The organism is Alloprevotella sp. oral taxon 473 str. F0040 (assembly GCF_000318095.2).
Classification (GTDB): Bacteria; Bacteroidota; Bacteroidia; order Bacteroidales; family Bacteroidaceae; genus Alloprevotella.
The window spans coordinates 292,985-306,147 of record NZ_KB290717.1 but is presented as its reverse complement, the minus strand read 5'-3'; the positions used below and the strand labels follow the sequence as shown (position 1 = coordinate 306,147).

General features: G+C 42.8%; 10 protein-coding genes. 3 read left to right on the top strand and 7 right to left on the bottom strand.

Annotated features, from left to right (window positions below; translation table 11 throughout):
• Nucleotides 1–687: 687 nt before the first annotated feature.
• The gene (gene ettA, locus HMPREF9999_RS06895) at nt 688–2,382 is read left to right on the top strand and encodes an energy-dependent translational throttle protein EttA (RefSeq protein WP_009437802.1); all 1,695 of its coding nucleotides are present in this window, start codon (nt 688–690) and stop codon (nt 2,380–2,382) included.
• Between the two features lie 215 nt (nt 2,383–2,597).
• Here the strand turns inward: ettA and HMPREF9999_RS06890 are convergent, their stop codons facing one another.
• The 7 genes from HMPREF9999_RS06890 to HMPREF9999_RS06860 form a co-directional block, all read right to left on the bottom strand.
• Entirely contained in the window at nt 2,598–4,451 is a 1,854-nt protein-coding gene (locus tag HMPREF9999_RS06890) for a glycoside hydrolase family 13 protein (protein WP_009437801.1), read from the bottom strand.
• A gap of 76 nt (nt 4,452–4,527) precedes the next feature.
• Complete coding sequence (gene nqrF / locus HMPREF9999_RS06885; protein WP_009437800.1) at nt 4,528–5,802, bottom strand: NADH:ubiquinone reductase (Na(+)-transporting) subunit F; 1,275 nt, start codon at nt 5,800–5,802, stop codon at nt 4,528–4,530.
• Between the two features lie 20 nt (nt 5,803–5,822).
• The gene (gene nqrE, locus HMPREF9999_RS06880) at nt 5,823–6,452 is read right to left on the bottom strand and encodes an NADH:ubiquinone reductase (Na(+)-transporting) subunit E (RefSeq protein WP_009437799.1); all 630 of its coding nucleotides are present in this window, start codon (nt 6,450–6,452) and stop codon (nt 5,823–5,825) included.
• A 33-nt stretch (nt 6,453–6,485) separates the two neighbouring features.
• Entirely contained in the window at nt 6,486–7,109 is a 624-nt protein-coding gene (locus HMPREF9999_RS06875) for an NADH:ubiquinone reductase (Na(+)-transporting) subunit D (RefSeq protein ID WP_009437798.1), read from the bottom strand.
• Nucleotides 7,110–7,127: 18 nt separating this feature from the next.
• Nucleotides 7,128–7,829 carry an NADH:ubiquinone reductase (Na(+)-transporting) subunit C gene (gene nqrC / locus HMPREF9999_RS06870; RefSeq protein ID WP_009437797.1) on the bottom strand — a complete coding sequence of 234 codons (702 nt, stop codon included), beginning with the start codon at nt 7,827–7,829 and terminating at the stop codon, nt 7,128–7,130.
• Nucleotides 7,830–7,847: 18 nt separating this feature from the next.
• Nucleotides 7,848–9,008: an NADH:ubiquinone reductase (Na(+)-transporting) subunit B gene (locus tag HMPREF9999_RS06865; protein ID WP_009437796.1), complete on the bottom strand. Its 1,161-nt coding sequence runs from the start codon at nt 9,006–9,008 to the stop codon at nt 7,848–7,850.
• A gap of 17 nt (nt 9,009–9,025) precedes the next feature.
• Nucleotides 9,026–10,381: a Na(+)-translocating NADH-quinone reductase subunit A gene (locus HMPREF9999_RS06860; RefSeq protein ID WP_009437795.1), complete on the bottom strand. Its 1,356-nt coding sequence runs from the start codon at nt 10,379–10,381 to the stop codon at nt 9,026–9,028.
• Nucleotides 10,382–11,184: 803 nt separating this feature from the next.
• Between HMPREF9999_RS06860 and HMPREF9999_RS06850 the strand changes: the two genes are divergently transcribed.
• Both HMPREF9999_RS06850 and HMPREF9999_RS06845 read left to right on the top strand, forming a co-directional pair.
• On the top strand, nt 11,185–12,186 hold the full coding sequence (locus tag HMPREF9999_RS06850) for an AAA family ATPase (RefSeq protein WP_009437793.1): 1,002 nt from the start codon (nt 11,185–11,187) through the stop codon (nt 12,184–12,186).
• A gap of 11 nt (nt 12,187–12,197) precedes the next feature.
• Nucleotides 12,198–13,073: a DUF58 domain-containing protein gene (locus HMPREF9999_RS06845; RefSeq protein ID WP_009437792.1), complete on the top strand. Its 876-nt coding sequence runs from the start codon at nt 12,198–12,200 to the stop codon at nt 13,071–13,073.
• The last annotated feature ends 90 nt before the right edge of the window (nt 13,074–13,163 follow it).

Here is a 13,163-nt window from a genome sequence, read left to right as displayed (position 1 = left end):
GCGGCGCATCATACGATAACTAACAACTTATCAAGTGCAACAATCTACACTTTCATAGGTGCATTAGTTGTTTGCAGCGCATCATCCGTAGATGCCGAAGAAAATTTCCCCCTTTTTTAGGGGATACACTCCCAAGAATGCGCCAGAAAATCCGAGAGTTTTTTGAAAACGTCCGAGATAATCTTCAAAATGTCTGACATAACTCAAATTATCTCAGAGATTTTCCATAATTCGTCCCATCGTCCTCGCTCCAATCCCTCTTCTCTCTTTCCATATACTCTAAGCAAAGCTTTCTGCTCTCAAATAATTCGATTTATGCTCTTGGATTTATCGAATTATTTTGCTAATTCTTGGATCAGCCATTAGCCTTCCTCGTAGTAGGCTCAAATATATAATCGCACTAAACATCAGAACAAGTCTTACGACCTATCGACTTTCTGTCAATAGTCATCAGTTTGGATGGAGAACTCGTGCTTTTTTCGTATATTTGCACTAAAGTAGTTCCTTTTCAAGATGTCCAGATTTCGCCTACTTTTCTCTATATTTGAATGAAGACATAGACAGGTGGGTTACTAAGCCTTTTAACATCACCTTTGTAATTGCAGTCAAATACATACAATATGTATTGCCCTTACTCCTCAACACTACTATATTAAGCAAAAAAGAATCATATATAATCACAATATAATGGCAACAGTAGACGATAAAAAAATTATCTTCTCGATGGTCGGTCTTACAAAGACTATCAAACAGACGAATAAGACTATTCTCAAAAACATCTATCTTAGTTTCTTCTACGGAGCAAAGATTGGTATCATTGGTCTGAATGGTGCTGGTAAATCCACACTCATGAAGATCATTGCAGGATTAGACAATGACTATCAAGGCGAGGTTGTTTTCTCTCCTGGTTATTCTGTAGGATACTTGGCACAGGAACCTCATTTAGATGATGCTAAGACCGTAAGAGAAGTAGTACAAGAAGGAGTACAACACGTAGTAGACGCTTTGGCTGAATACGAAGAAATCAATCAAAAGTTTGCGCTTCCTGAGTACTACGAAGATGCAGATAAGATGAATGAACTCTTTGCACGTCAGGGAGAACTACAAGATATTATTGATGCCACCGACGCTTGGAACCTAGATAGTAGGCTAGACCGTGCAATGGCTGCCTTGCATTGTCCACCTGCAGACCAGAAGTGTGAGTACCTTTCTGGAGGTGAGCGCCGCCGTGTAGCACTTTGTCGCTTGCTACTTCAAAAGCCCGATGTCTTGCTTCTCGACGAACCTACCAACCACTTGGATGCTGAATCTATAGACTGGCTAGAACAACACTTGAACCAATATGAAGGAACGGTAATCGCTGTAACGCACGACCGCTACTTCTTGGACGATGTTGCAGGCTGGATTCTTGAGTTGGACCGTGGTGAAGGAATTCCTTGGAAGGGAAACTACACCTCTTGGCTGGAACAAAAGTCTAAGCGCATGGAAATGGAAGAGAAAGTTGCTTCCAAACGTCGTAAGACTCTTGAGCGCGAGCTTGAGTGGGTGCGCATGGCTCCTAAGGCTCGTCAAGCTAAGGGTAAAGCACGTTTGAACTCATACGACAAGTTGCTCAATGAAGATCAAAGAGAGAAAGAACAACATTTGGAGATTTACATCCCCAATGGTCCACGTCTTGGAAACAAAGTCATCGAAGCTCAGCATGTTGCTAAGGCATACGGTGAAAAGACCCTCTTCGGTGATTTGAACTTTGCCCTTCCTCCTAACGGCATTATCGGTGTTATTGGACCTAATGGTGCAGGTAAGACGACACTTTTCCGCCTTATTATGGACCTTGAACAAGCCGATAATGGAACATTTGAAGTGGGAGAGACCGTAAAGTTGAGCTATGTGGATCAACAACACAAGGACATCGATCCCAACAAGAGTGTCTACGAGGTGGTTTCACAAGGTAGTGAGCTTATGCGTATGGGAGGCCGTGACATCAATGCGCGTGCTTACCTTTCTCGCTTCAATTTCTCAGGTGCAGACCAAGAGAAGAAATGTGGTGTTCTCTCCGGTGGTGAGCGCAACCGTTTGCACCTTGCACTTGCACTAAAGCAGGAAGGTAACGTCCTTCTTTTGGACGAACCTACCAATGATATTGACGTGAATACGCTTCGCGCTTTAGAAGAAGGTTTAGAAGCTTTTGCGGGCTGTGCTGTTGTTATTAGCCATGATCGTTGGTTCCTCGACCGTATTTGTACCCACATTTTGGCCTTTGAAGGTGACGGTAATGTGTTCTTCTTTGAAGGTTCCTATTCTGACTACGAAGTGCACAAGGCGAAGCGTCTTGGAACAGAAGAACCTAAACGCATTCGTTACCGTAAACTTGAAGACTAAAGCAACAAACTTTCGTTTATAGTCTACTTCGTTCAATAGCTCATGTGGTGGAGTAGAGTAGTTAATGCGGATGGCAGCACAGAATGATGTGAAAAGGCTTGTTTCTCGCTACTAAACATTAACTTCTACCTTCCCAATTGGACTTATAAAAATCCCCCTGAATCCAAGTGATTCAGGGGGATTTTACTTGGCTTTCTATGTTTGTATCAACAAAACTATTTAGAGAAATCCAGAATCATTATACCTCTAGGCTCTAGAGTAAGTTCTTTATCCCAAGAGGTTTGTTGTTGCGTAAAGACATTGTAAGCTGTAGTTGTAGGTAACACCTCAGCATAGTGAGTAAGATTGAGAGTGCGTGCTTCTTTCTTACCATTGAGAATCACTACTACATGACGGTCTTTTGATGTTCGTGCATAAACGTAGACTCCATTTTGCACAGTAAACTGAGTAAGTTTACCTTCTGATAATGCAGTATTCCCTTTACGCCAGTTAAGTATACGACGAGTAAAGTCAAAATATGCAGTTTGTAGGCTATCTCTTCCTTCTGCAGTGAAAGCATTAGGCTGTCCATCCGCAAAACCACCAGGGAAATTAGCACGCATAGCCCCATCGCCTTTATCGTGATTCGCAGCCATACCGATTTCATCGCCATAGTATAACTGAGGAATTCCTCTTAGTGTAAGCAACAAAGTGAGAGCTTGCTGATAACGACGCAAGTCTTTAGCTTGTTCCGGCGATGAAGAGAAACGATTGGTGTCATGATTGTCCAAGAAAGTAAGCAGATGCATTGGATCTGCGTAAATGAAATCTTGAGATAGTAGATTGTAGATTTTAGCGAGTCCGTTGTCCCAGTCGTCAGTCTCCTCGTTGACAGCTTGTTGTAAAGCATACATTAGAGGAAAATCCATAACGGTCTTCAGTTGGGTGTTGCGTGGTGCTGCAAGTTTACTGTCCTTTTGCCAGTAGCTTACACTTACGTTGTTGTTAATCCATGTTTCTCCTACAATATTGAAGCCAGGATATTCACGCTCCATGCGTTGATTCCAAGCAGCCATCGCATCAAAATCTGCATAAGGATAGGTGTCTTGGCGTATTCCGTCGATATCCGCAAACTCAGTCCACCAGATTGAAGCCTGAATCAAATAGGTGAGTACTGCAGGATTACGTTGATTGAGGTCGGGCATGTTCTTTACAAACCAACCATCTTGAGCTAGCAATCTCTCGCGTTTTGAGGCATAAGGGTCTGTAAGCGTAGCTAACCTGTAGTTTGTTTGTTCATATTGGCTATTAAAGTTGAACCAATCGTCAGAAGGTCTGTCGCGAAAGAGGAAGTTCTCACTTCCGCAGTGATTAAATACCCAGTCCATGATATACTTGATGCCATGGTTATGGCAATCAGCCACTAGTGCTTTGAACTCGTTGTTGGTTCCCATACGTGGGTCTACTTGGTAGTAGTCGGTAATGGCGTATCCATGATAGGTGTGACTAGGCATATCGTTGACGAGCATTGGGGTTGGCCAAATTGCCGTCACACCCAAATCCTGCAAGTAGGGAAGTTTGCTGCGTAGTCCTGCGATATCACCACCATGTCGTGCATCAGGATTATTGAGGTCAGTCTTGGGTTCTTTAAGACCCGGGACATTATTCAACTTAGGATTGCCGTTTGCAAAACGATCGGGCATAAGTAAGTAAACAACGTCTGAAGCATCAAAGGCAGCGCGGCTCAGTTTTTGTCTTGACTCAAGGGTGTAGGGTAGGGACTTGCGAACTTTCTTACCTTCCCTCAGTAAGATCTGAAAAGTTTGTGGTTGAGCAAAACGAGTATCTACGTATAAGAAGAGGTAATTGGAGTTAGATACTCGTTCCGTTCTGAGAAGTTTTACTCCTTGAGCACGAAGCTCTGGTTCGAACTGGGCGACATTGTCACCATGAATCATGATCTGCAACTCAGGCTGAGCCATACCAACCCACCAATTAAGAGGATGAACGTGATGGATGTTCACTGTGGCTGCTTGCATACCTAGCAATGAAAAGGCGCAGCCTACTAAAAAGGTAAATAGTTTTTTCATGGGGATTTGGATTAAAACAAACACTCCCTCTCTGGAAATGCCAGAGAGGGAGCGAGAATTATCGTTGAAATGCGGATTAGCCTCCAAAGTCGTCGAAGGAAATCATGTCACGCTCCACACCAAGGCTGTCGAGGAGGTCAAGCACTGTCTTAGACATCATAGGAGGTCCGCAGAGGTAGTACTCAATGTCTTCGGGAGCTTCATGCGCCTTGAGGTAAGTATCACCCATAACGGGGGCTATGAAACCAGCAGTGTACTTCACGCCGAGGCTGTCTGCCTTGGGATCTGGACGGTCAAGGGCAAGATGGAAGTGGAAATTGGGGAAATCGCGCTCAAGTTGAAGGAAGTCTTCCAAAAAGAACACTTCATCAATGGCACGCGCTCCGTAGAAATAGTGCATTTCACGGTCACGCACATTCTTTGTCTTGAGCAAGTGCATAATTTGTGCACGAAGAGGAGCCATACCAGCACCACCGCCGACCCAAATCATCTCACGCTTTGAATTGTATCGTGGGTGAAAATCTCCATAAGGACCGCTCATCGTTACCTTATCACCAGGCTTGAGGCTAAAGATATAAGAAGATGCAATACCAGGAGACACGTCCATAAAGCCGGGGCCTTGGTCTTTTGGCTTGAAGGGTGGGGTAGCAATACGAACAGTAAGGGTGATAATGTCACCTTCGTCGGGATAGTTCGCCATAGAATAGGCGCGAACTGTAGCTTCTTCATTTGTACACTTCAGACCTAAGAGACCAAACTTCTCCCAAGCTGGAAGATAGAGATCTCCGATGAGACTCTTGTCAAAATCTTTATCGTAATCAAGTGAGAACTCAGGGATTTTGATTTGAGCATATGAGCCAGGTTCAAAGTCCATGTGCTCACCAGGAGGCAACTGCACCTTGAACTCTTTAATGAAGGTTGCTACGTTACGGTTACCAATTACGGTGCATTCCCATTCCTTAACGCCCATTACGCTTTCAGGAACTTTGACGCCCATATCGCCTTTTACCTTAGCTTGGCAACCCAAACGCCAGTTGTCTTTGATTTCTTTGCGAGAAAAGTGGGGTTTCTCAGAATCAAGGATTTCGCCACCGCCTTCGGGGATTTGACAACGGCATTGTCCGCATGATCCCTTACCACCACATGCAGAAGAAAGGTAGATGCCATTCTCAGAAAGTGTGGTGAGCACGCTGCTACCTTGCTCTACTTCAATTGTTTCCTTACCGTTGATTGTGAGGTTCACCTTGCCCGAAGGGGAGAGATAACGCTTCGCCACGAGCAGAATCGCCACCAACACGAGGATCACCACGAAGAAGACGGCAATACTGATTAGAATAAATTTCGTATCCATTGAAGATTCGTAATGAACTGTTAGATTTTAAGACCAGAGAAGCACATGAAGGCCATTGCCATCAAGCCTACCGTGATGAAGGTAATACCAAGACCTTGAAGGGACTTGGGTACATCGGTATAAGCCATCTTCTCACGAATGGCAGCAAGTCCAGTGATTGCAAGCAACCAACCGATACCAGATCCAAGCGCATAAGCAATCGCATCCCAAACACTAGCAATCGCCTGCGTAGAAGTTGCAGGATCCATAAGGATTCTTTGCTGCATGAAGAGAGAAGCACCCATAATTGCGCAGTTTACTGCGATGAGTGGCAAGAAAATACCCAGTGCAGAATAAAGTGAAGGAGAGAAACGCTCTACTGCCATCTCAACCAACTGAGTGATACCTGCGATAACCGCGATAAACAGAATGAACGAGAGGAAGCTCAAGTCCACGCCTGGGACAAGTGCATCAGGATTTAGCACATAAACCTGCAAGAGATAGTCAACGGGAACTGTAACGAGGAGCACGAAAGTAACAGCAACTCCAAGTCCCAACGCTGTTTTTACGTTCTTCGATACTGCCAAATAGGAGCACATACCCAAGAAGAACGCGAAAATCATATTGTCCACAAAGATGGAACGGACAAATAGACTCAATAGATGTTCCATTGTTTATTTGTTTTGTATGGAATTACACATTACTTATTTAGACTTCTTACGATCATTGATGGCACGATGCGCCCAAACGACACAGCCACAGATAATCAACGCCATTGCTGGCATTGTCATCATACCATTGTGGAAGAAATCGCTCTGATCAAGCAGAGGAATCTTATGTCCTAGAATGGATGCCGAACCGAGAACTTCGCGAACAAATCCTACAACAACAAGAATCCATGCGTAGCCCAAACCGTTACCAATACCATCGAGGAAAGAAGGCCAGGGACTATTCATCATAGCAAAGGCTTCTAGACGTCCCATCAAGATGCAGTTGGTAATAATCAAACCGACATATACGGAGAGTTGCACACTTACATCATAGGCGAAAGCTTTGAGCACTTGGCTTACAATAGTAACAAGCGCAGCAACTACAACAAGTTGTACGATGATACGAATGCGTGATGGAATAGTATTACGGATAAGTGAGATAATCACATTAGAGAAAGCCGTAATAACAGTCACAGACAAACCCATAACAATGGCGGGTTCTAGCTGAGAAGTCACAGCCAATGCAGAACAAATACCAAGTACTTGCGACACAATGGGATTGTCGAGATTAAGAGGAGCTTTGAGAACCTCTTGATTGCGCTTTGAAAAAAGACTCATAATGGTTTGTCCTCTAAATTATTTGTGATTAGCACTAAAATACTTCTGATAAGGGAGTAGACTTGTTTGGAACATTTCGCTTACTCCGTTACTTGTTAAAGTGGCTCCTGTGATAGCGTCTACTTCATGTTCGGGTTTCTCAATCTTTTTGCTGAGAACTAAAGCTACTTTTTGGAAAGTACTATCTGAGAAAGCCTTTTTGCCAACAAACTTCTCTTGGAATTCTTCTTCTACAATACGAGCTCCGAGACCTGCAGTCTCACTTTCGTGGGTGAAGTATGAACCAAACACTGTATCAAAGTCTTTCTTAAGAGCTAGATAACCTGAGATACCGCCCCAAAGTCCACGACCATAGAGGGGAACAACGTAAATGGTGTCGTTGTTAACTTTGGCTACATAGAGAGGAAGCTTTTTATCAGCAGGATTCTTAGCGGTTATATCTTTGCTTTCTACTTCAAAACCGCCATCTTCTTTGATCACTTGACCGTTTGCGTCCAAGACAAGATCATGTAGAATCACTTTGTTATACTCGCCAGTCACATCATCTACATTACGGATGTTGAGCGACGAGAGAATTTGTCCGCGTTTGTCATTGGCAACATTTGCTTCTTGGGGAGCTTTGAGTACAGAGGCAACAAAAGCTAACAAGAAGGCTGCAATGATAACCATAACTGACGCATAGACAATCGTATAGACATTGCTATTGGTATTGAATTTCATAATCGTGATGTCGAGAGATTACTTTTTTACGCGTGCAAGGCGCTTATTGATATTGCGTTGTACCACGAAGTAGTCAATGAGAGGAGCAAACATATTCATGAAAAGAATAGCAAGCATCATGCCCTCAGGATAACCAGGATTCAAGACACGGATGGTAATCGCCAAAGCACCGATGATGAAACCATAGATATATTTACCTGTCTCAGTGCGAGCGCTAGTCACTGGGTCCGTTGCCATGAAAACAGCACCGAAAGCGAAACCACCCAAGCACAAGTGTTGAGCAACACCCAAATGAGCAACTGCATTGTCTGCAGCACCCAATGCATTGAACAGTGTTGCAACAAGGGCTCCACCGGCAAAGACGCTAAGCATAATTCGCCAAGAAGCGATACGAGTCCAAAGGAGAATTGTAGCACCAATCATGATAGCGATGAAAGAAGTCTCACCAATAGAACCAGGCATCAAGCCAGTCAGCATGTCGCTGAAGGAAGAAGTAATCTGATGCCCAGCACCTGCTTGTCCGAGTGGAGTAGCAGCAGTGAAACCATCAGCGAGCTTGTTACCGAGACCTAGCACTTGCTCTGTGCTCACCCACACAGCATCACCACTCATCTTTGTAGGCCATGCAAAAAAGAGGAATGCACGCGCAACAAGGGCGGGGTTAAAGATGTTCATACCTGTACCTCCGAAGATTTCCTTTGCGAAGACTACAGAGAAAGCAACTGCTACTCCGAGCATCCAAAGGGGAGTTCCAACAGGCACAATAAGAGGAATGAGCATACCAGATACCAAGTATCCTTCTTGGATTTCTTCGTTCTTCCATTGAGCAACAACGAATTCGATACCAAGGCCCACAGCGTAACTCACAACAATCTTTGGAAGCATCACTGCGAGACCGTAAAGAAACATTGTTATACAAGAAGCTTCCACACCAGCATGCGTGTAGTTCTGATAACCAATGTTGAACATACCCACCAAAAGAGCAGGGATAAGCGCAATCACAACGAAACTCATGATACGCTTCGAGTCAATGGAGTCGTGAACACTCACACCGCTCTTAGAAGTTGCGTTAGGAACCAACGCAAACGTTTCCATTCCATCATAAACACTGCGAAGAGCCTGAAGTTTACCTCCAGGTTCAAAGTGAGGACGAATGGTGTCGAAAAACTTTTTAATCATAGAAGTAGTATAATATACTAAGCATTCTCTTTACGAAGAATCTCAAGACCTTCGCGAACGATGCGTTGAAGTTCTAACTTAGAGGAACAAACAAATTCAGCAGGCGCAAAGTCTTCTGGTGCAACTTCATAAATACCAAGTGCTTCTTGCTGATCAATATCACCAGTGATGATAGCCTTTACCAAATATGAAGGAAAGATATCCATAGGGAATACACTTTCATATTCTCCCGACATAATCATGTGACGTGGTCCTCCTTTAATACGGCTGTCAAGATTATATTCTTTCTTACCACTCAACCATGAGAAGTAACTACGATTGACAGAGAACTGATCTGGGCGTGGACAAATCCATCCTAAAACTTCGTGGATGTCATCTCCCTCAGGAATCGCTGTTACTTCTGTCACATGAGCTCCTAAGAAATCATTTAAGGAAGCTTTCTCACCAACAAGTGGGTTACCATTGATAATACGTACATTGTGCTCTACTGGCTTCAGGTTGTTAGCTAGAATATCAGAGAGTTTAGCACCTATTTTCACCTTCACATATTGCGGAGTTATTACTTCGCTACCGGCTACGGCTATTGTGCGGGTGAAATCAACTTGGCCTGTGCGTAACAAACGTCCGATTACAACCACAAGTTCGGGTGCCAGAGTCCAAACAACCTCACCTTTATTAACAGGAGCAACATGGTTAATCTGTACACCTACATTACCAGCTGGGTTCAACCCTTTAAAACACGCCACATCAACATTATTTGCTTCAATGGGCAAAAGCTTCGTGTTAAGCTGTTCAGGGTTTACCCCTACATGCACCTTTGCAATATGTGATAAAGCAGAGATACCCGCCTTAAAATCATTTTCCTGCCCTGCAACAACAAACGAAAAATCAGCAGCCAAAGGCATAGAGGAAAACGCACTCACAAAGATATCTCGTGGGGCAACATCAGGAGAAGGGACAACATCATAAGGACGTTGACGGAGAAAAGCAAAAATACCAGTCTCTAACAATAGCGCAGTCATATTCTCTGCATTTCTCTGGCCAGAAGCTGGTACTTCAAATGTTTTTGCTGCCTGTACACTATCTGGTTGTATACGAATGCTGAGCAATTTTCGACGATCTCCGCGCTCTACATTGGTCACAACACCACTTACAGGGGCAACAAACTTGACTTTCTCCGTTGCTTTATCCACAAATAATGGAGTTCCAGCAAGCACTGCAACTCCTTCTTTCACAAGAACCTTAGGTGTTATACCTAGAAAGTCAAGTGGACGCAACGCATACTCTGATGAGGGCTTAGCCTCTGCTACTGAATTCTGGGCTTCACCAGTCAGCCTGAGGTCGAGTCCTCTTTTAATCTTATAAATATCCATAGATGCGATTGAAATTTTAGCGCAAAATTAAATAGAAACACAGAAACTACCAAGTATTTGAATGCATTTCTGTACATTTTGAAGGCATTTAGTGAAAAACTTTCCTAAGTAGATATTCTAAAGTGCGATAAAGCTTACTTTTCAGTCCATTCCAAGCTGTATGCTAAAGTTTAACTTACCATTTGATAATGTAATTATCTCAATCACTGATTTAAGAAAACTACACAGTAAAACGAAGCGTATATTACTTTCAGATGTATTTCATCTCTGGCATGAAGGGGGCTCTGGAAATCTCAACATTGAATTATTTCTTCTCTACAGCCTTCAGATCTCACAAATAGTAATATATGGCGAATTAATCGGTTATACAGAGAACTTTTTATCTTAAATCATGATGTCTAGCAAATTATCACCTTCTATTGATTCGGCTTTTCATCTAGACTATCAAAAGAACTCCAAGTTTGCTACTAAAATCAAGAAAGTTCTGCAAAATTAGTAGTTATGCTGGAGCTAGCTTCTAACTACTGATGACAGTCTTTGGTTGACCATGATAAAGTCTCTAGTTATCAAGAAAACTATTATCATTACATCTAACGAAACTTAACACGTATTTCACCTGATTCTTCTAGCATCAACTGCATAATTTAACAATATCACCAATTACCAGAGAGCCAACTTATATGATTACAATTCAAAAATTGAGCTTCATTGAGCAAGTACACGACATTTTCACAGAGAAAATAGAGCCACTTCGCGCGAAAAGTACTAAATTCGCATGATAAATCAAGAAATCAACCGTGTCTATGGTAGAAAATATCGATATTCGTGCGCTAAATGCACGTATTGAAGCACAATCAGGCTTCATCACCCTTCTTAAAGATGGAATGTCTAGAGTAATAGTTGGACAATCCCACCTTACAGAGGCTCTTCTTATTGGGCTTCTATCAGATGGTCATATACTCCTTGAAGGTGTCCCCGGTTTAGCAAAGACTTTAGCTATACGTACTTTATCATCTCTAATTGACGCTACTTTTGGTCGTATCCAGTTTACTCCCGACCTCTTACCTGCTGACGTTGTTGGCACATTAATTTATAGTAGAAAAGAAGATGCTTTCTCTGTACGTCGTGGCCCTGTATTCGCAAACTTTGTATTAGCAGATGAGATAAACCGTGCTCCTGCAAAAGTACAAAGTGCTTTGCTTCAAGCAATGCAAGAACGATTAGTGACCATTGGTGACGAAACGATGACCTTACCCAACCCTTTCTTGGTAATGGCAACTCAAAACCCAATAGAACAAGAAGGAACATATACACTTCCAGAAGCTCAAGTAGATCGTTTCATGCTAAAAGTAGTAGTAGATTATCCCACACTTGATGAGGAGAAGCGTATTGTACGTGCATCAATGCGTGGTAATCTAGCTGACGAAAAGATTCAACCCATTGTTGATCTTGAAACTATCCGTAAGGCACGTCAATTGGTAAAAGAAGTGTACATCGACGAACGAATCGAGCAGTATGTTGCTGACTTAGTATTTGCAACTCGTTATCCCGAAAATTATAAACTCGAGCATTTGCGACCATATATTGCCTATGGTGGTTCTCCTAGAGCCACAATTAGTTTAGCACTTGCTGCCAGAAGTTTAGCATTTATTCGTCAGCGTGGATATGTAGTCCCCGACGACGTGCGTAGTGTAGCCTATGACGTATTACGTCATCGCATAGGATTAACCTATGAGGCAGAAGCGGCAGATATTACTACCGAGAAAATAATTGGTGAGATTCTAGCAAAGGTGGAAGTTCCTTGATAGATTAACTTATGAATGAGAATGTTTTACAATTGATGCAGCGTGTCCGTCGAATCGAAATCAAGACGCGTGCACTTTCCAATAACATCTTTGCAGGCGAATATCACTCAGCCTTCAAAGGACGTGGTATGTCCTTTGCTGAAGTGCGAGAGTATCAAGCTGGTGACGATGTTCGTGACATCGATTGGAACGTTTCAGCCCGCTTTGATAGGACATACGTTAAAGTCTATGAGGAGGAGCGCGAACTAACTGTTATGCTTCTCATTGATATTTCGGCATCACTTGATTTCGGTTCTGGGCATCTATCCCAACGTGAGCAGCTAACTGAGATTGCAGCAACCTTGGCTTTTTCTGCTATGCGTAATAATGATAAAATAGGAGCACTATTTTTCTCTGACAACGTAGAGAAGTATATCCCTCCAGCAAAAGGGAAAGGACATATCTTACGCATCATTCGAGAGTTACTTACCATTGAACCTAAAGGAAAAGGGACAAGTCTTAGTGCTGGCTTAGAGTATTTTCTTCGAGTTATGCGAAAACGCAGTGTAGCCTTCCTTATGTCAGACTTTCTTGATCAAGAAGATTATACCACACTACTTAAGCGTGCTAACCAGAAGCATGATTTGGTCGCTGTGCAAGTCTATGACCAAAGGATGACAATATTGCCTAAAATCAGCTGGATAAAACTAGAAGACGCAGAAACAGGGTATCAACAGTACGTAAATACTAATTCAAAAAAAGTGAGACAAGCCTATCATAATTGGTGGCTATCGCATGAACAATTGTTGCAAACGCGTTTTAATCGAGCTCGTATTGACTACACTACAATAGCTACTGATGCTGATTTTGTAAAAGGCTTAAAACAATTGTTTGCAAAGCGGCAGTAGTTGGCTATTTCACCATTTAGAGTATATAATAGATGCACTTTTTCCTGCGTATTTCATCCATCTTACTACTCCTACAGTGTTGGTTGTCTC